At 63.2% G+C, this 18,552-nt stretch carries 20 protein-coding genes, 2 pseudogenes and 1 other annotated feature; of the genes and pseudogenes, 19 read left to right on the top strand and 3 right to left on the bottom strand.

Annotation, left to right across the window (positions count from 1 at the left end):
- The 6 genes and pseudogenes from ccoG to EG885_RS18910 all read left to right on the top strand — a co-directional run.
- The coding region (gene ccoG, locus EG885_RS18935; RefSeq protein WP_131577705.1) for a cytochrome c oxidase accessory protein CcoG at nt 1-1,400 on the top strand (1,400 nt) is incomplete at its 5' end.
- Nucleotide 1,401: 1 nt separating this feature from the next.
- Nucleotides 1,402-1,863: a FixH family protein gene (locus tag EG885_RS18930; RefSeq protein ID WP_131577703.1), complete on the top strand. Its 462-nt coding sequence runs from the start codon at nt 1,402-1,404 to the stop codon at nt 1,861-1,863.
- Nucleotides 1,860-4,064 (top strand): heavy metal translocating P-type ATPase, encoded by a 2,205-nt coding sequence (locus EG885_RS18925; protein WP_131577701.1) that lies wholly within the window; start codon nt 1,860-1,862, stop codon nt 4,062-4,064. The genes EG885_RS18930 and EG885_RS18925 overlap by 4 nt, the downstream gene beginning before the upstream one ends.
- Nucleotides 4,065-4,232: a cbb3-type cytochrome oxidase assembly protein CcoS gene (ccoS, locus tag EG885_RS18920; protein ID WP_131577698.1), complete on the top strand. Its 168-nt coding sequence runs from the start codon at nt 4,065-4,067 to the stop codon at nt 4,230-4,232.
- 139 nt (nt 4,233-4,371) lie between these two features.
- Nucleotides 4,372-4,611: pseudogene (locus EG885_RS23360) on the top strand (transposase); the annotation flags it as partial.
- A 137-nt stretch (nt 4,612-4,748) separates the two neighbouring features.
- Entirely contained in the window at nt 4,749-5,309 is a 561-nt protein-coding gene (locus EG885_RS18910; RefSeq protein ID WP_242679750.1) for an IS110 family transposase, read from the top strand.
- 352 nt (nt 5,310-5,661) lie between these two features.
- On the opposite strand, the gene EG885_RS22840 is transcribed toward EG885_RS18910, so the two are convergent.
- The gene (locus EG885_RS22840) at nt 5,662-5,904 is read right to left on the bottom strand and encodes a PIN domain-containing protein (protein ID WP_165571204.1); all 243 of its coding nucleotides are present in this window, start codon (nt 5,902-5,904) and stop codon (nt 5,662-5,664) included.
- Nucleotides 5,904-6,062, bottom strand: coding sequence for a hypothetical protein (locus tag EG885_RS22835; RefSeq protein WP_165571205.1), 159 nt, complete (start codon nt 6,060-6,062; stop codon nt 5,904-5,906). The genes EG885_RS22840 and EG885_RS22835 overlap by 1 nt, the downstream gene beginning before the upstream one ends.
- Before the next feature lie 197 nt (nt 6,063-6,259).
- On the opposite strand from EG885_RS22835, the gene EG885_RS18905 reads away from it, so the two are divergent.
- The 3 genes from EG885_RS18905 to EG885_RS18895 are packed head-to-tail and all read left to right on the top strand — an operon-like array spanning nt 6,260 to nt 9,053.
- Nucleotides 6,260-7,270: an ABC transporter substrate-binding protein gene (locus tag EG885_RS18905; RefSeq protein ID WP_131577696.1), complete on the top strand. Its 1,011-nt coding sequence runs from the start codon at nt 6,260-6,262 to the stop codon at nt 7,268-7,270.
- A complete protein-coding gene (locus EG885_RS18900; protein ID WP_131577694.1) occupies nt 7,267-8,301 on the top strand; it encodes a FecCD family ABC transporter permease in 1,035 nt (344 codons plus the stop codon). Before EG885_RS18905 ends, EG885_RS18900 begins: the two co-directional genes overlap by 4 nt.
- Nucleotides 8,298-9,053 carry an ABC transporter ATP-binding protein gene (locus tag EG885_RS18895; protein WP_131577692.1) on the top strand — a complete coding sequence of 252 codons (756 nt, stop codon included), beginning with the start codon at nt 8,298-8,300 and terminating at the stop codon, nt 9,051-9,053. Before EG885_RS18900 ends, EG885_RS18895 begins: the two co-directional genes overlap by 4 nt.
- A 380-nt stretch (nt 9,054-9,433) precedes the next feature.
- Here the strand turns inward: EG885_RS18895 and EG885_RS18890 are convergent, their stop codons facing one another.
- Complete coding sequence (locus tag EG885_RS18890; RefSeq protein ID WP_242679749.1) at nt 9,434-10,657, bottom strand: YeeE/YedE family protein; 1,224 nt, start codon at nt 10,655-10,657, stop codon at nt 9,434-9,436.
- A 481-nt stretch (nt 10,658-11,138) separates the two neighbouring features.
- Here EG885_RS18890 and EG885_RS18885 point away from each other — a divergent pair.
- The 10 genes and pseudogenes from EG885_RS18885 to EG885_RS18840 all read left to right on the top strand — a co-directional run.
- Nucleotides 11,139-11,713: pseudogene (locus tag EG885_RS18885) on the top strand (transposase family protein); the annotation flags it as partial.
- Nucleotides 11,462-11,581 (top strand) — a sequence feature (AL1L pseudoknot). Its footprint overlaps the pseudogene before it by 120 nt.
- Nucleotides 11,714-11,960: 247 nt before the next feature.
- On the top strand, nt 11,961-12,371 hold the full coding sequence (gene tnpA / locus EG885_RS18880) for an IS66-like element accessory protein TnpA (protein ID WP_131577690.1): 411 nt from the start codon (nt 11,961-11,963) through the stop codon (nt 12,369-12,371).
- Nucleotides 12,372-12,385: 14 nt separating this feature from the next.
- Nucleotides 12,386-12,718 carry an IS66 family insertion sequence element accessory protein TnpB gene (tnpB, locus tag EG885_RS18875; RefSeq protein WP_207392335.1) on the top strand — a complete coding sequence of 111 codons (333 nt, stop codon included), beginning with the start codon at nt 12,386-12,388 and terminating at the stop codon, nt 12,716-12,718.
- 54 nt (nt 12,719-12,772) lie between these two features.
- Nucleotides 12,773-14,323 (top strand): IS66 family transposase, encoded by a 1,551-nt coding sequence (gene tnpC / locus EG885_RS18870; RefSeq protein ID WP_131577688.1) that lies wholly within the window; start codon nt 12,773-12,775, stop codon nt 14,321-14,323.
- 231 nt (nt 14,324-14,554) lie between these two features.
- Nucleotides 14,555-15,775, top strand: coding sequence for a tyrosine-type recombinase/integrase (locus EG885_RS18865; protein ID WP_242679748.1), 1,221 nt, complete (start codon nt 14,555-14,557; stop codon nt 15,773-15,775).
- Nucleotides 15,775-16,521 carry a hypothetical protein gene (locus EG885_RS18860; RefSeq protein ID WP_131577684.1) on the top strand — a complete coding sequence of 249 codons (747 nt, stop codon included), beginning with the start codon at nt 15,775-15,777 and terminating at the stop codon, nt 16,519-16,521. The genes EG885_RS18865 and EG885_RS18860 overlap by 1 nt, the downstream gene beginning before the upstream one ends.
- Before the next feature lie 91 nt (nt 16,522-16,612).
- Nucleotides 16,613-16,795 (top strand): helix-turn-helix transcriptional regulator, encoded by a 183-nt coding sequence (locus EG885_RS18855; protein ID WP_131577682.1) that lies wholly within the window; start codon nt 16,613-16,615, stop codon nt 16,793-16,795.
- A 9-nt stretch (nt 16,796-16,804) separates the two neighbouring features.
- Complete coding sequence (locus EG885_RS18850) at nt 16,805-17,167, top strand: hypothetical protein (RefSeq protein ID WP_131577680.1); 363 nt, start codon at nt 16,805-16,807, stop codon at nt 17,165-17,167.
- Complete coding sequence (locus tag EG885_RS18845) at nt 17,164-17,358, top strand: hypothetical protein (protein ID WP_131577678.1); 195 nt, start codon at nt 17,164-17,166, stop codon at nt 17,356-17,358. Before EG885_RS18850 ends, EG885_RS18845 begins: the two co-directional genes overlap by 4 nt.
- Entirely contained in the window at nt 17,355-18,506 is a 1,152-nt protein-coding gene (locus EG885_RS18840) for an AAA family ATPase (protein ID WP_242679747.1), read from the top strand. The genes EG885_RS18845 and EG885_RS18840 overlap by 4 nt, the downstream gene beginning before the upstream one ends.
- Nucleotides 18,507-18,552 lie beyond the last annotated feature (46 nt).

Raw genomic sequence — 18,552 nt, 5'->3', positions numbered from 1 at the left:
GCCTTTACGCCGCGCGCCAGCCGATCTTTCCGCGCCGCGTCAAGGGCCGCTTTCGCCGCCTGAAATGGCTGATCATGGCGGTGACGCTGGCGATCTATTACGTCACGCCGTGGATCAGATGGGACCGGGGGCCGGGCATGCCCGATCAGGCCGTGCTGATCGATCTGTCCAGCCGCCGCTTTTTCATGTTCTGGATCGAGATCTGGCCGCATGAATTCTATTTCGTCGCGGGCCTGCTGATCATGGCCGGGCTAGGGCTGTTCCTGTTTACCGCGGCGCTTGGCCGGGTCTGGTGCGGCTATGCCTGCCCGCAGACCGTCTGGACCGATCTTTTCATCCTTGTCGAACGCTGGATCGAGGGCGACCGCAACGCCCGCATCCGCCTGCTGAACCAGCCCTGGTCGGCGCGCAAGCTGCGCCTGCGGCTGACCAAATGGTCCACCTGGCTGCTGATCGCATTGGCGACCGGGGGGGCGTGGGTCTTCTACTTCACCGATGCCCCGACGCTGTTGCGGGGCCTTGTGACGCTGCAGGCGCCACCGGTCGCGTGGATCACCATCGCTTTGCTGACTGCCACGACCTTCGTCTTTGGTGGCTTCATGCGTGAACAGATCTGCATCTATGCCTGTCCCTGGCCGCGCATTCAGGCCGCGATGATGGACGAGGACACGCTGACCGTGGCCTATCGCGACTGGCGCGGCGAGCCGCGTGGCAAGCATCAGAAATCCTCGACCGCCGCGCATGGCGATTGCATCGACTGCATGGCCTGCGTGAATGTTTGCCCGATGGGCATCGACATCCGCGACGGCCAGCAGCTGGCCTGCATCACCTGCGCGCTGTGCATCGATGCCTGCGATGACGTGATGGACAGGATCGGCAAGCCGCGCGGGTTGGTCGGCTATCTGGCCCTGACGGACGAGGTGTCGGAACGCGCGGGCCAGCCGCCGCGCCCGGTCTGGCGGCATGTGTTTCGGTTGCGCACGGTTCTTTACACCGTGCTATGGGCCGGGATCGGGGTCGGGCTGGTGGTGGCGCTGTTCATGCGCCCCAGCATCGGGCTGACCGTCGCACCGGTCCGCAACCCGACCTTTGTGATGCTGTCGGATGCCTCGATCCGCAACACCTATGACATCCGCCTGCGCAATCAGAACCCCGAGGCGCGCGATTTCGCGATCTCGGTCACCGGCGATCCCGATGCCGTGGTCACGCTGGAAGGGGCGCCGGGCAACACCCTGCGGATCGGTCCGGACCAGACCTTTTTGCAGCGCGTCTATGTCACCGCTCCGCCGGGCAGCGATGCTGCCACCCGCGACCGCACCGACCTGCGCCTGTGGGTCGAGGATCTGGGCAATGCCGACCGCGCCCATCAGGACGCCGTCTTCAACGGCAAGGAGAATTAGGATGACCCCCCTGACCGGACGCAAGGTCTTTGCCATCGCCGCTTCGGCCTTTGGCGTGATCATCGCCGCGAACGTGACCCTGGCCATGCAGGCCGTCCGCACCTTTCCGGGGCTGGAGGTCGCCAACAGCTATGTCGCCAGTCAGGGCTTTGATGCGCAGCGTCAGGCCCAGCAGGCGCTGGCATGGACGCTGCGGGCCGATTACGACGACGCGCAGATCCGCCTGCGCTTCACCGATGCGGCAGGCGATCCGCTGCAGGTGGACGACCTGACGCTGCTGGTCGGACGCGCGACCGAGGCGCGCGATGATGCCCAGCCCGATCTGCAGGCCCAGGGCGACGCCTATGTCGCGGCGCTGACCCTGTCGCCCGGTCGCTGGCTGCTGCGGGTCTCCGCCCATGCACCCGACGGGACCCTGTTCCGCCAGCGCAGGGTCATTACCGTCCCGGACGCGGGATCATGACCGCCGCCCTGCATCCAGGCGTTTCGGCCTGCCCTGCCTGCGCGATCGTGCCCATGGCCATGACCACCGCCCAACCCCGCCACGCACAGGCGCAGCGGCTGATCCTGTCGCTGCCCAACGCCCATTGTGCCGCCTGCATCACCACGATCGAGGCCGGTCTGCTGGCGCTGCCCGGCATCGATGCGGCGCGCGTGAACCTGACCCAGAAACGGGCTACCGTCTCTGCCGCGCCCGGCATCACTGCCGAGGATCTGGTCGCGGCCCTGGCCCGTCTCGGCCACGAGGCGCACGAGCTGGACCCCGGCGCGCTGGCGGGCACGGCAACCGATGCGCAGGGACGCGACCTGCTGATGCGCTTGGGCGTCGCGGGCTTTTCGATGATGAACGTGATGCTGCTGTCTGTCGCCGTCTGGTCGGGGGCCGAAGATGCCACGCGCACGATGTTCCACTGGATCTCGGCGCTGATCGCGCTGCCGACGGTGGCCTTTTCAGGCCAGCCCTTCTTTCGCAGCGCATGGGCTTCGTTGCGGGTCGGGCGGCTTGGGATGGATGTGCCGATCTCGCTGGCGCTGGTGCTGGCCTCGCTGATCTCGCTGTCCGAGACGATCAATCATGGCGAGCATGCGTGGTTCGATGCGGCGGTGTCGCTGACCTTCTTCCTGCTGGCCGGGCGCTATCTTGATCATCGCACCCGCGCCGTCGCCCGGTCCGCCGCAGCCGTGCTGTCCGCACTGGAAGTGCCGCGCGCCACCCGCATCGGGCCGGATGGTCCCGAAACGGTGGCGGTGGCCGATCTGGCGGTCGGTGATCTGGTTCTGGTGCGTCCCGGCGGGCGGATGCCCGTCGACGGCATCGTCACGCAAGGCACAAGCGAACGGGACCGCGCGATCCTGACCGGCGAAAGCCAGCCGGTCTTTGCAGGACCGGGCGACATTGTGACGGCGGGCGAGACGAACCTGACCGGTCCCCTGACCCTGCGGGTGACCCATGCGGGTCAGGACAGCTCGCTGGCGCGCATGGCGGAACTGGTGGCGATGGCCGAGGCCGCGCGCACCCGCTATACCTCGCTGGCCGATCGTGCGGCGCGGATATATTCCCCGGCGGTGCATGTGCTGGCGGCGGGGTCGTTTCTGGGTTGGTTCGCGGCCACGGGCGATGCGCGGCTGGCGGTCAATATCGCGGCGGCGGTGCTGATCATCACCTGCCCTTGCGCGCTTGGTCTGGCGGTTCCGGCGGTGGTGACGGCGGCCAGCGGTCGGCTGTTCCGGCGCGGCCTGCTGATCAAAAGCGGCACCGCGCTGGAACGTCTGGCCGAGGTCGATTGCGTCGTCTTCGACAAGACCGGCACGCTGACCCTGGGCACCCCCGAAGTGCTGGGTCTGGCATCCCATGATGCGGGCGATCTGGCCGTCGCTGCAGCCCTGGCCCAGGGTTCGGCCCATCCGCTGGCGCAATCGCTGGCCGCCGCCTGCCACGCGGCGCAGATCGGCGCCGCTAGGGTGACCGACATCACCGAACATCCCGGCGCCGGGATCGAGGGGCAATGGTGCGGCACCCGCGTCAGGTTGGGCCGCGCCGACTGGACCGGCGGCGGACACGAGGGCGACGCAAGCGACAGCGTGATGACCGCGACATGGCTGCAGATCGGCCCCGCACCGGCCACAGCATTTCATTTTGCCGACCGCCTGCGCCCCGGCTCAGCCGAAGCCGTGGCCGGGCTGAAGGCGCTTGGCCTGCGCGTCATCCTGATGTCAGGCGACACGCCCGCCCCGGTGGCGGCGCTGGCCCGACGGCTGGACCTGCCCGAAAGCCATGCCCGGCTGCGCCCCGCCGACAAGGCGGACCGCATCGCCGCGCTGACGGCCGAAGGCCACCGGGTGCTGATGGTGGGCGACGGGCTAAACGACACCGCCGCACTGGCCGGGGCGCATGTGTCGATCGCACCGGCCAGTGCGTTGGATGCGGCCCGCGCGGCATCGGACATCGTGCTTTTGGGCCACGACCTGTCACCCGTCTCCGAGGCGGTGCGCATCGCCCGCATCGCCACGCGCCGGATGCGGCAGAATTTCGCGATCTCGATCGCCTATAACATCGTCGCGGTTCCCTTTGCGCTGGCGGGCTTTGCCACGCCCCTGCTGGCCGCAATCGCCATGTCGGTGTCATCGGTCAGCGTGTCGCTGAACGCCATGAGGATCAGATAGATGGATGTCCTGACCTGGCTGATCCCGATTTCGCTGACCCTAGGCGGGCTGGGCCTGCTGGCCTTTGTCTGGGCGCTGCGCCATGCCCAGTACGACGACCCCGAGGGCGACGCCCAACGGATCCTCAGCCCCGATTGGGACGATCAGCCAAAACCACCCAAGGGCTGAGGGTCGAGTCTGGCACTGGCGGCCCGGCACTGAGTCGCGACACAGGCGGTCGCAGGAATTCGGACCAGTTGCTAAGTGGGCCTGTCGCGGTTTGGTGCCGCTGCTTTGATAGCATGATGTGCAGCAAAGCAGACGAACCATGGGCCCAGGCAGAACAGATGAATTCCACAACGATGCTGTGCGCCGTGCACAAACCAGCGGGATGTCGCGGCGCCAGGTTGCTGACGATCTGGGTGTCGGGGTTTCGACGCTGAACGATCGGGTGACCACGCGCCGCGGCACGGACGTGTTGTTGTCCGAGGATCGTACGCTTGCGCGGGAGACCGAACGGCTTCGGCGCAAGAACCGCGTCCTCAGGAAGGAAAGGGATACCCTAAAAATCGCTTCGGGCCGCGGCCCGCTTGTGCGCAGTCTCAACAGCTTATGCTATGCTGCGCCTGAGGGGCAGTTGCCGATGGCTTATCGGAGGGTCGGGCCCCGTTAGAAAATGGGGCACAGCCCGCCGTTGGAACATTCATGCAGGATCGGCACGCGCTCGCGGCGTGGTTCAAATCCTTTGGTGTCACAAGCGTCGCGATGGAATCGACCGGTGTTTACTGGGTACCGGCCCTTAAGAGCCGCGAGGGCCACGGCTTTCCTGCAGTCCTTGTGAATCAGCGCTATGAGAAGAATGTGCCGGGCCGCAAAACCCAAGTCGGCGATGCCGGGTGGCTGCCCCAACTGCATTTCTATGGCCTGCTGCGTGGCAGTTTCCGCCCCGAGGCTGAGATTGCCACGCTGTGCGCTTACATGCGCCAGCGCGGACGTCTGACAGAAAATCCCGCCGCGCATATCCAGCACATGCAGAAAACGCTGATGGAGATGACCCTTCGGCTGCACCATGTGGTGTCGGACATTATCGGCGCGACGGGTATGCGCATTATCCGCGCAATCGTCAGCGGTGAATATGACCCGGAGATATTATCCACGTTCCGTGACACCCGCTGCCATTCGTCACTGGACACGATCAAAGCCGCGCTGGTCGGCAACGATTGTCACGCACGCGCCGCTTCTCAGGTCGCGCAGCAGCTTTGCTGAGGTTGGTCGCGACGACCATTGGCCGGAGCGGTACGGCCCTGGGTTCGGTCTATCGACGCCTCTCGGCAGGGCTCGGCAAGCAAAAGGCGGTGACGACCACGGCGCGCAAAATCGCCGTTCTTGTCTTCAATACCGTGCGGCATGACATGACATATCAGGATCAGGGTGCAGCAGTTCACCACGGGTCACACCGGCAACGGATGCTGTCAAATCTCCAGCCGCGCGCAAAGACCCTCGGGTTCGAGTTGGCACCCATCCCCGAGACAAAAGCTGTTTCTTGGGAAGGCCACTCAATCTCCAGGTCCAGAATGCATGGAATTTGCGTCACCGCCTATGCAACGATGCATTTCAATCATTTCAACCCTTTGTCGATCCATGTCGAAAGGGTGATATCAGCACACTGCAAATCGTATGCACGCTCCAGCACCCAAACCAGTTCGATCGGGACTTCGCGACACAGGAAGCCCACGTTCCTTTCCGTGAATGTCGCAATAAGGTCTTGTGCAGCTTTGCCCTGTTCGACGTCACCCTGAACCAGAAACCGGACGAGGACATTCGTCTCCAGTCCGGTTCTGCCCTGTTTCGCATCCGCCATCACCGACCCATCGCGTCTTTGACGATGGCGTGTTCGATATCAGTCAGACTGGCCTTGATGGTGATGGCATGTTTCAGAAGACCCGCCACCTGCAGAGCCGGACGGCTGCCGACGACGATCCGGGCCGCGTCATGCGGTCCATCCGCCGGGTTTCGCACCTTTGAGCCGCCGATCGCGGGCTTCCGCCGGGCGATCGCTGATCATCAGTGTGTCCCGATAAAGGACTTACCTCGTTTCCGGGCAAGGTTCTGACCGGCAGCCGTTCGGCGCGACGCAATAGTTGACTAATTTTGTTGTCGGCCAAATGCCAAGGTGCTATCGGCCAGAAAAACAATCCATGATCAGGCGGCAGAGCATGTATCACCCCTCGCGTATCATTCTGGCGGCGCTCGCAAGTCTGGCAGCCGCCACCCCGCTTCATGCCGAACCGACGCAGTACCCGTTGACGATTCAGAACTGCGGCACCGAGATCACCATCGAGCAAGCCCCGCAGAATGCCGTGGCCTTGGGCCAGAACAGTGCCGAAATCCTGTTGATGCTGGAATTGGAGAGCCGGCTGGCTGCATCCGCTTTCTGGCCCACCAAGGTGTTGCCGGAGTTGGAGCAGGCCAATGCCACGGTAGAGATCCTGACCGTCGAACAGCCGACGCTGGAGGGCATCCTGGCAAAGGAGCCTGACTTCGTGGCTGCCCAGCTGCCGCTGCTGCTTGGCGACGATAGCAAGGTTGCCAAGCGTCAGGACTTTGCGGATCTTGGCATTCCCAGCTATCTGTCACCTGGTATCTGCAACACCCGCGACGATGCCGGCGATATCTACGGCAGCCGGGATCAGTTGTGGAATATGGACCTGCTCTACCAGGAGATCGACGAGCTTTCGCGCATCTTCGACGTGGCCGATCGCGGCAAGGCGTTGATTTCCGATTTCCGGCAGCGCGAGGCAGATCTGCGCGCACGGTTTCAGAAGGACGAGGACAAGACATTCCTGTTCTGGTTCTCAAGCCCGTCGGCGTCGGATGACGCCTACCTGGGGGGTAAGAACGGCGCCTCGGGCTTCATCGCCGATCTTCTGGGCGGCCGCAATGCCATCACCACCGAGGCCGAATGGCCGACCGTAGGCTGGGAAGGAATCATTGTCGCCGAGCCGACATTCATCGTTGCGGCCTCGCTGGACCGTGGTCGGTGGGACCTTGACCGCGCCGAGAACAAGATCGCGTTTCTGGAAAGCGATCCGTCGGTCAGCCAGATGGCGGCCGTTCGCGAAGGGCGCATTCTGACCATGAACGGTGCCGCGATGAACCCGACCATTCGCACCATCTATGGCGCCGAGGAACTGGCCGATCAACTCGAGGCGCGGCGCGAGGAATGACCGGTCGGGCCATGCGCGGCACGGGCGGCTTTGCCGCTCTTCTGGCGATCTCTCTTGCAGCTCTGACCCTCTCCGTGGCTCTGGCCGTCAGCATCGGGGAAATGCACATCCCGCTGGCGACGGTTGGCCTGTCGATGACCAACCACGTGGGCTGGACCGAAGCCCAGATCAGCCGGATTCAGGACAGCGTGATCTGGGACCTGCGCCTCAGCCGGGCGCTGGTCGCGGCACTGTGCGGAGCCGGGCTGGCGATCTGCGGGGCGATCCTGCAGTCGCTGCTGAGAAATACCCTGGCCGAACCCTATGTGCTGGGCGTCTCGGCCGGCGCCTCGACCGGGGCCGTGGCCGTGATCATTCTGGGCATCGGCGCAGGTACCGTTTCACTCAGCGCGGGTGCCTTTGCGGGTGCGCTGGCGGCCTTTGCATTCGTGGCATTGCTCTCGGACGGGGGGCGTGGCGGGCCAGACCGCACGATCCTGGCCGGGGTTGCGGCGGCGCAGATGTTCAACGCCCTGACCGCCTATGTCGTGACAACCTCGGGCAACGCCCAACAGGCGCGTGACGTGATGTTCTGGCTGCTGGGAAGTTTCGGCGGCGTGCGCTGGCCCGAGTTTCAGCTGCTGGCCGTGGTCATGCTGATCGGTTTGGCCGTCTGCATCTGGTATGCGCATGCGCTGGACGCCTTTACATTCGGCGACGATGCCGCAGCCTCGATGGGGATCGCGGTCGGCCGGGTGCGTGTGGTCCTGTTCGTGACGACCGCCCTGATCACGGCGACCATCGTCAGCATGGTAGGCTCGATCGGCTTTGTCGGGCTGGTCGTGCCGCATGCGGTGCGGTTCCTGATCGGGCCGGGGCATATGCGGCTTTTGCCGGCCTGCGCGGTCGTGGGCGCGGTCTTCATGGTCTTGGCCGACATCGTGTCGCGCAGCCTGATGACCCAGCAAACCCTGCCGATCGGCATCGTCACCGCCTTGGTCGGGGTGCCATGCTTTTCCCTGATCCTCTATCGGGCGCGGCGCCGGTCATGAGCATCGCTGCCGAAAATCTGGCTTGGGGCGTGGGCCGCAAGACCATCCTGAACGACGTATCGCTTACGGTCCAGCCGGGCACGATCCTTGGCTTGCTTGGCCCGAACGGGTCGGGCAAATCTTCTTTGCTGCGACTGCTGGCAGGCCTTGTGCGGCCCGTCTCCGGGCGTGTCACACTGGATGGGCAGGACATCGCCAGGATGCGGCGCCGTGACCTGGCCCGACGCATCGCTCTGGTCCAGCAACATGCCGCGACAGAGATGAACGTGACAGTCCAGGATGTGGTGATGCTTGGCCGCATCCCGCATCGCGCACCGCTGGCCGGGTGTTCGCAGGCCGATGCGACCGCTGTGGACACGGCGCTGGCCCAGGTCGACATGACGACGTTCCGCCATGAAAGCTGGCAGAGCCTGTCCGGAGGCGAACGCCAGCGCGTACAGATTGCCCGCGCCCTCGCCCAGCAGCCTCGGGAGCTGTTTCTGGACGAACCGACGAACCACCTGGACATTCAACACCAGTTGGACCTGCTGCGGCTGATCTCGACATTGGGCCTGACCAGCATCGTGGCGCTTCACGACCTGAACCATGCCGCAATGTTCTGTGACAGATTGCTGGTGCTGGATGGCGGTCGCGTCGTCGCGGATGGCCCCCCGGACGAGGTGCTGACCGCAGAACTGCTGGCCGGGGTCTTCAAGGTCGAGTGCGATTTTCATCGAACCAGTGACGGTCGCCACCATATTCTGTTCCGCTAGCGGCGCATATGGCGGGATATCACCCTTGCTGCTCTTCAGCCTTCGATCGACGATGACCCGCGTTTTCCGGGATGTTGCGCTACGTATCTTATAGCTGACTGCCGGAGTTTCAGGTTCGATCATGACCAAGGGGCCAGCGGCGCCGCAGAGTAATCGTGACGCTTTATCCGATCGCGTCGTGGGGGCGCGCTCCGTCGTCCTGCCTGCATTGCCCTAAAGCCCGCAGCCGCATTTTGATTGTCGCAGCAGAAGATCGCATCTGAATGCATCCTCCCGGCCAGCGTCAGGACGGCGTCCGGACCATTCGATCTTGGAGACCACTGAAGACGGCGATGGCGGATCGTGCCGAACGGGTGACGACGATCCGGACGCTGCCGGCTTCAGCCGTCGGCCCGGCTTTGGCGTCGTTCAACAAAAAAGCCCGGACGCAAGGCAACACCCAGAATATTGCCCGCAAAGGCCGCTACCGCCCACAGATAGCCGTGCAGACTGCCCGAGGCGATGCCCGAAAAATACGCCCCGATATTGCAGCCATAGGCGATCCGCGAACCATAGCCCAGCAGCAGCCCACCGATCACGGCGGCAATGACGGATCTCAGCGGGATGCGCAGCGAGGGCGCAAACCGTCCCGCAAGCGCTGAGGCCAGCATCGCCCCCGCGATGATGCCGAAATTCATGACGGTCGTGATGTCGGCGAACAGGCTTGCGCGCAGGGCCTCGGCATTGGCCGGGGTCTGCCAATAGGCCCAGGCCGTGGGGTCGATGCCGATCATCTGGGCGATCTTGGCCCCCCACAATGCAAAGGCCGAGGTGATGCCCCAGGGACGTCCCGCCAAAGCCAGCGTCAGGAAATTCAGGACGACCAGTGCCACAGCCCCGGCCACCAGCGGCCAGGGCCCGCGCAACCAGCGAGCCGCCCCGCTGCGCGGGCTTTTCGGCGCCTGTTCAAGGGCGCCGTTCCGGCGACGCTCGACCCAGACCGTCATCGCAGCGATGGCAGCGAAGATGGCCAGCGACAGGGCGATGCCACCGCCCGCGCCAAAGGGTTGCCACAGCGCCGTCGGCGGCAGTGCGGGCAGCGCGGTCCACCAGTCGAAATGCACCGTTCCAAGAACCGAGCCGATGATGAAGAAGACCAGCGTGATCACCATGCGCGCATTCCCGCCGCCTGCAGTGAACAGCGTCCCAGAGGCGCATCCGCCGCCCAGCTGCATTCCGATCCCGAACATGAACGCCCCTGCGATCACGCCAAGCCCTGCGGGCGCGATCAGCCCATTGACCGGATTGCCGAACAGCGTCCCCGAGGCCAGCGCCGGAAAGAACAGCACCACCGCCATCGCCAGCAGCAGCATCTGCACCCGCAGGCCGCGCCCCCGCCCTTCGGTGATGAACACCCGCCAGGCCGAGGTAAAGCCGAAGGCCGCATGATAAAGCGATATCCCAAGCCCGCCGCCGACAAGAAACAGCGCGGCCTGCCTTGGGCCGAATGTCAGGGCCAGACCCACCGCCCCGACCAGCAGTGCGGCAATCGCACCCATCCCGGGGGCGCCAAGGTTCGGCATCCCGGTACCGGGCCTGCCTGATGATATCTCTGCATGGGCCATGACGTCGTTCCTTTTGCACCGGGCGAGACCAGTGCGTTTGCGCAGGCTGGGCCAGCCGTTCCGGAAGCTATGAGCCCCACGACATCACATCGCCCGCACCCGCTAGGTGCAACCATTATTCCGTCATCACGACGGCCTGCAAGATCGTTTACCCAAAACAGCCAGCAGACCTGACCGCCACTCTGTCTCGCAACAGGGCGCAAGGTCCGGTCTGCATCACCGCAGCGTCAAGGGCGAGGGCAGATCGCGTGACGCCGTTTGCCCAAGCCGGAAAACGCCAGCATCCGGCGGTCCAAGATTGGGGAGCAGCGCAGGCCCAGGCAGATCCTCGTTATAACTGAGGGACCAACGGGGGCAGCTCAACAGCTTTGGCCGAAGGCATGATGTCCAGATACGGGATCGCGCGGTCTAGTCCTTACCAGGACGGTCTGCATCGCCCCGGAGCTGTCGAAGACAGTCAACTTTAGCAAAAATGACGGTTATGACGAAAAGCAAATTGGCAAATCGCTCCTCGCCAGAGGTCTGCGCTTGTGCTGTTCGGATGGTTTTCGAGCATCAAGGCTCTTGCGAAACGCAGGCGGGCACGATTGCGGCCGTTGCACCGAAGATCGGATGTCTGCCGCAGACCTTGCGCGAACGGGTCAAGCAGGCCGAGAGTGACAGCGGCATGCGGGACGGCGTGACGACAGAAGAGCGGGATCGGATCAAGGTACTGGAACGTGAGGTTCGCGAATTACGCCAGGCCAATGAGATCCTGCGCAAGGGTGAGTGGGTGAACGCAATCGGTCCAAGAGAACCCGCGAACGCGTCTTTTGCGCAGGCTGAACCCGACCGCCCCCTGGAGCGATGATCGCCTTCATTGATGATCGGCGCGCTGTTTACGGTGTCGAGTCAACCTGCAGAGTGAGCGGGTGAACGCCACCGGTCCAAGCGAACCCGCTAACGCCGATTGCGCCGTCAACTTATGATCACCAGCTCGCGTGCTGCACGGACCCCTCCAAAGCCTCGGTGCGCCATCAGCGTGACCGAGAGCTTTGCCCGGAGATCAAACGGGTCCCTGTGCAGACATTCGCAGCCAGCCTTCACGCGGCGGCGTAAGGACCAGACATTGCTCTTTTTCTGGATGCACCTGGGGAATAAGCGGAAAGCCCGTGAGCCGAATAATAAGACCACAGGGTGTCACACTAAGTGTCACACTCACTAAGGAAACGAGTATTTCGTAAGCGACGGCTGAACCCCACATTGCTCGGCTGACGCGCTGCTGCGAAGTCTTTTCCATCGACCGGTGGGAGTGCGTTTCGCAATGTGTGCCAAGAATTCGTTTCTCGCGTCTCTGGGCGTCGAGATCCATGCGTCGGGCCATCGCCGGTGGCCGACTGAGGTAAAGGCTTTGGTGGTTGCCGATACGCTTGAGCCGGGTGCCACGGTGAATGCCGTTGCGGACAGGTATGGAGTGCAGCCGAACCAGCTATCGGCGTGGCGGCGGCTGGCGAAGCAAGGCAAGCTGGTGCTGCCATCTGTGACGACCGACGAGCCGGTTTTTGCCCCGCTGGTGGTCTGCGATCCGGCGCCAGCACCATCTTCCTACGAGAGGCTGCCGGCTGAAGAGCAGATCCGGATCGTGATTGGCGAGGTGAGGCTCGAACTGGCTGCGGACACGCCCGCCGTTCGGCTGGCCGAGATTGTCCGGGCCCTCGGAGCAGTGCCGTGCTGATGCCCTCGCAGGGCATGCGGATCCTGGTCTCGACCAAGCCGGTGGACTTCAGGAAGGGGCACGATGGATTGGCGGCGCTGGTGCAGTCGCTGCTGGCAGAGGATCCCTTTACCGGCACGGTCTTTGTGTTCCGCGCCAAACGCGCCGACAGGCTGAAGATCCTGTTCTGGGACGGCAGCGGGCTGGTGATGGCTTACAAGCGCCTCGAGGCCGACAGCTTCACCTGGCCGGCCATCCGGGACGGCGCCATGACCTTGAGCCGCACGCAGTTCGAAGCGCTCTTTGCCGGCCTCGACTGGCGCCGGGTCCGGCCTCTGGAAACGCCAAAACCGGCCATTGCGGAATGACTTAAACAACAGAAAAGACAAGCAATATCAGGTTGACCGGGCTATGATCGCGACATGTCAACAGCCCCGTCCATCGACCTGTCCGTCATCCCCGAAAGCCAGCGCGCCGCTGTGCTTGCCGTGTTGCGTGAACGGGACGCGCTGAGGGAAAGCAACCGGCGGCTGGAGCATCTGATCGCCGAACTGAACCAGGCCGTGCATGGCAAACGCTCCGAGAAGCTGAACGACGACGAGCGTCAGTTGGCCTTCGAGGATCTCGAAACTGCCGTGGCAGAGGCCGAGACCCGGCAGGATGCGGAGGCCGCGCCCCGCACGCCCCCGCGCCGGGCTGCTCGCCGCAATCGCGGGCATCTTCCGGAAAGCCTGCCCCGCGTTGAGCGGGTGATCGAGCCGGACAGCCTGCTCTGCCCCTGCGGCTGTGGCGAGATGCACCGGATCGGCGAAGACCGGACCGAGCGGCTGGATATCGTGCCGGCACAGCTGCGGGTCATCGTGACCGTGCGCCCCAAATACGCGTGCCGCCGGTGCGCCGAGGGCGTGACCCAAGCACCGGCGCCCGCACACCTGATCGAGGGCGGGCTGCCCACCGAGGGCGCCCTCGCGCATGTCCTCGTCAGCAAATACGCGGACCATCTGCCATTGTATCGCCAGAGCCAGATCCTCGCCCGGGCCGGGGTCGAGTTGCATCGCAGCACGCTGGCCGATTGGGTCGGCAACGCCGCCTTCCACCTCGGTCCCGTGGTTGATCGATTGGCCGAGCATCTGAAGACGTCGAGCAAGCTGTTCATGGACGAGACGACGGCACCCGTGCTCGATCCTGGCAGGGGGCGGACGAAGACGGGCTATCTCTGGGCCTTGGCGCGCGATGACCGCTCATGGGGCGGGGGCGATCCCCCCGGTGTGGTCTTCACCTATGCGCCCGACCGCGCAGGCGAGAATGCGGAACGCATCCTGCAGGGCTTTGACGGCATTCTGCAGCTGGATGGCTACACTGGCTACAACCGCCTGACGCGTCCGTCCCGGACAGGCGGCGCGCCGATCACCGTTGCCCATTGCTGGGCGCATGCCCGACGCAAGCTGAAGGAGATCTTTGATCGCGACGGATCCGAGATCGCAGCCGAAGGTCTGCGCCGGATTGCCGAGCTTTACCGGATCGAGGCCGAGATCCGTGGCATGGACCCGGGCCAACGGCTGTCGGCCCGCCAGGCGCGCAGTGCGCCGCTGGTCGCCGCATTCGGCGAATGGCTGCAGCTGCAGTGTCGGCGCATATCGATGAAGTCGCGCCTCGGCGAGAAGCTGGCCTATATCCACCGCCACTGGGACGGGCTGCAGACTTTCCTGCGCGACGGCCGTGTCGAGATCGACTCCAATAATGTCGAGAACCTGATCCGACCGATTGCCCTGACCCGCAAGAATGCACTCTTCGCCGGCCATGACGAGGGCGGGAGATCCTGGGCACGCATCGCCTCTCTGATCGCCACCGCAAAGATCAATGGCATCGAGCCCTTCGCCTACCTGAAGGCAACCTTGGAAGCCGTGGCCGCCGGTCATCCACAAGCAAGGATCGACGATCTGCTGCCTTGGAACTTCATGCCGTCAAGCTGAAAGCAGGTGCGGCGGCGCCGCCGCTTACAGTATTTCGTATATATATCTGAATTCATTTAGAAAGAGATTAGAATTGGCGGAGACGAAGTCCGCAAAGGCATCATTCCGTCAGTTCCCAGAAGTTCCTAAATCACCAGCAATTGCAGGGCATTACGGCTCTTTATCTTCTTGCGCGTTCCCGTAATGTCTCATACCTTCGCAATCAGCCTGGGGGGACGAATGGGGGGCCAGATGCAGGAAACCACAACCCGGAGAGTCGCGGCACGGTTGTCCGCCATGCAGATCAAATCGCCCCTGTCACCGGGCAAGTATCACGATGGCGGAGGCTTGGGTCTATACCTGCTGGTGAAGCCGAGCGGCGCCCGGTCATGGATGCAGCGCATCATGATAAAGGGCAAGCGGCGCGAGCTTGGGTTGGGCAGCCCGCCGGTGGTGACGCTGGCGCGGGCGCGCGAGGTTGCGCTGGAGAACAAGCGGCAGGTTCACGATGGCATCGACCCCCTGCTTGCCCGCAAGGAGGCCGAGGCGGTGCCGACCTTCGAGGACGCGGCCCGGACGGTTCACAAGCTGCACGAACCGACATGGCGCAACACAAAGCACGCGGCGCAGTTCATCGCCACGCTGGAGACATACGCCTTCCCCCGGATGGGCAAGACCAAGATCGTGGACGTGACGACCAGCGATGTTCTGGCCGTCCTGTCACCGATCTGGAACGAGAAGCGCGAGACAGCCAAGCGTGTGCGGCAGCGCATCGGCACGGTGATGAAATGGGCCGTGGCGAAAGGCTGGCGACAGGACGATCCGTCCATGGCGATCGCGCAGGCCCTGCCCAAGGACCGGCAAGAGAAAGAGCATCGGAAGGCCCTGCCCTATTCCGAGGTCTCGACCTGCATGGCCACGATCGAGAACAGCGGCGCCGGCATCGTCACCAAGCTGGCCTTCCGGCTGCTTGTGCTGACCGCCAGTCGGTCGGGCGAGGTCAGGCTGGCCCGGTGGGGGCAGATCGACTGGAAGGCCGAGAGCGGGCCAATTTGGACGCGCCCAGCGTCTGTCATGAAGGCCAAGAAAGCCCACAGCGTGCCCCTGTCCGAGGCTGCCGTCACGATCCTGTCTGCGGCGCAGGAGGTTTCCGACAGTGACGATCCCGAGGCGCTGATCTTCCCCGGCACCGTGAAGGGCAAGCCGCTGTCGGACGCCACGCTTCTGAAGCTGGTGCGCGAGAACGGCTATGACATCGATATCCACGGTTTCAGGACCAGCTTCCGCACCTGGACCCAGGAGAAGACCAGCTTCCCGCGCGAGGTGGCCGAGGCCGCGCTGGCACACACGATCAAGGACAAGGCCGAGGCAGCCTATGCCCGGTCGGATCTGATGGAAAAGCGCCGCGCCCTGGGCGAGGCTTGGGCAATGTATCTGGCGCAGGACAGCGCCAAAGTTGTGAGGATTAGGTGATGTTCGCGCCTGAAGGCTATATTACATTCGATCGCGTGGCAGACGAGATAGACTTCCATCTAATAAATTACATTGAAGACTGCCGACCAGAGCTTCTCCGAGATGAAGTTAGCATAAAAAAATATGGTTCAAACCGAATGCTGCGCATCGCGTTGGAGCATTCTCTCGTCACTCAATTTCTTGAGCTTGATCATTCAGACGTGAGAATAGCATCCCCTTCAGGCGTAATTCTCAAGCCTTCGTATGACTTCTTTGCGCGCCGCGATAGGTACTTAGATTTTATCCTACCAGATCATCAGTCCTCGATCGAACACATCAGATCGATGATATTCCCACATGCGGATGGCATCTTCGCTTTCGTCGATCTTGGACGTTACTTAATTGAGTGTCCAAGTTTATTCGAACCACCCAAAGATCTAGTTTGGTTGAAATACTATGAGAAAACCAGACGATTTCATGATTGGGCGCTATGCGTTCGAGACGATTTTGATTTTTCGAAGATACCAGACTTACTTAACCTCCCGGAACCTACATCATCGTTGGGTGTGGGGAGGCCAGCTCTACAGCCAAAAGTTCAGAAGGCGATCCTGAGTTGCTTTCCAGATAGCTGGCGGAGCATGAGCCTAAAAGAACTGGCGCGCCATGCCCAAGCCGAGATCGGAGAAAGCGTCAGCACCCGGACAGTTCAACGTGCAATGCGACAATATAGAGATCAAAATGAGGACAAATCCCCCGACAAAATTTAGATAGAATTTTGTGGCTTTTGCGCGGCTTACGTGGTGCTGCCCGACGACGCATCTTTCCTGCATGTTCACACAACAGCGCAGGATTACCCCGATGGCAAACCGCTATATCCGCCGCACCGAAGTCGAGGATCTGACCGGCCTTAGCCGGTCCACCATTTACCGCATGATGGATGCCGGGCAATTCCCGCGTCCGATCCGCCTGACGCAAAAAGCGGTCGGGTGGAAGGAAACCGATATTGCCGCTTGGCTCGAATCCCGCCCGGTGGCGGCGTGAGGTATCACCATGAACGACCAGACATGGAATAACCCCGGAGCGGGGGCAACCGCATCCGGGGCCGACATGCAATCCTGGCGGGATTGGTCCGATAATACAGTAGATCGAGTGTTTGCGGCAAGGAATTTCAGCGAAGCCCTGATCGATTGTGACCCCGAGGACCGGCTTGACCTTTTAGAATATGCGCATGAGTTTTTGCGCGCCGGAATGCCCATGGTCCCTTTCGGCGGCGTCATGGATCAGGCGGCGTTCTGGGCGGACATTGCATCGCGCACGGAACTGAAAGCTTACTGCCTCGCCTGCTACACCCGGCTCTCGCCCCGAGATCAACGCGCCTTTCTGGCCTATGTGCAGGGAGGAAAAGGTGCATGAGCGTTCGCAACATATGGCCCTCTCGGCAAGTGCGGCGTCTGGTCATCGACTTCCACCCCGACGATGAGGGCGACGGCGTTACGCTTTACGTCTGGTCAAACGACAACCGTGACAGCGGATATTTCGTCGATTGCCATGGACGCGACGAAGTTGAGGCCATCATCGCTGATCTGGAGGCGATGACCGGGTGAACATCTTCAACGCATATGGCGAGATCGACCAGTCGCATCGAGCGTCGGTGGGCTATAGCCGCGATCCGGGGGGGCCTTCTGACGAAGGCCGCCGGTCCCGGTTCTATAGTGCCTCGGATCTGGAAGGCCGCGATGTTCCGGCTCGCGAGTGGCTGGTGCCGGATATGATCCCCTCGGGAACGGTCACCCTGCTAGGGGGCGACGGTGGCACGGGTAAATCGCTGCTGGCCCTCCAACTGGCGAAGGCGGTGGCAACTGCAAGTCGGTGGCTGGGATATCAGACCGCAAGCGGGCCTGTCCTGTTCATCAGTGCCGAGGACGATGATGACGAGCTGCACAGGCGCACCTCAGATATCGTGCGCGCCACGGGCGGCCATTTTTCTGACCTCGATCGCCTCGTGCTTCGGAGCTTGGCGGGCGAAGACGCCCTGCTGGCGTTTCTTGACCGGCAATCGGGTGTCCTGTCCCCCACCTCGCTCTATGCGGAGATCGAGGCGCGGATAGAGGAAGAAAAACCCGTCCTGATCGTTCTGGACACACTCGCTGATCTGTTCCCCGGCAATGAGAATGACCGGGCGCAGGCACGGCAGTTCATTGGCCTGTTGAGGGGCTGGGCGATCAGGCACAGCTGCGCGGTCGTACTGCTGGCACACCCGTCCCTGTCAGGCCTGAACAGCGGCAGCGGCACCAGTGGATCGACAGGCTGGAACAACAGCGTGCGGTCCCGGCTCTATCTGGAGCGGATCGCGCAAGAGGGCTACGAGGCCAACCCCGATGCCCGCGTCCTGCGGACCATGAAGGCCAACTATGGGCGCACCGGTGGCGAGATCAACATGACCTGGAAGGATGGCGTCTTCGCGCCGGACCAGCGCGAGAGCGGCCTTGATCGTATGGCCGCATCGGCTCGGGCTGAACGGGTGTTCCTCAAGCTGCTGCGCATGATCACCGAACAAGGGCGGAGGGTGAATGACAAAGGATCGGCCAGCTACGCCCCCAAGCAGTTCGCGGAGCATCCCAATGCCGAGGGTATAACCAAGCGGGCTTTCAAGACGGCAATGGAGGCAATGCTAGCCGATGGCCGGCTAATTATTGACAGCGAAGGCCCTGCCTCGCGCCGTGTTTCATACCTCGCAGAGGGTTCACGGTGATGCCTTCAACCCCCCTTCAACCCCCACTTCAACCCACCTTCGCAAG

This window comes from Paracoccus nototheniae, assembly GCF_004335005.1.
Taxonomy (GTDB): Bacteria; Pseudomonadota; Alphaproteobacteria; order Rhodobacterales; family Rhodobacteraceae; genus Paracoccus; species Paracoccus nototheniae.
This window is presented reverse-complemented; position numbering and strand designations above follow the sequence as displayed.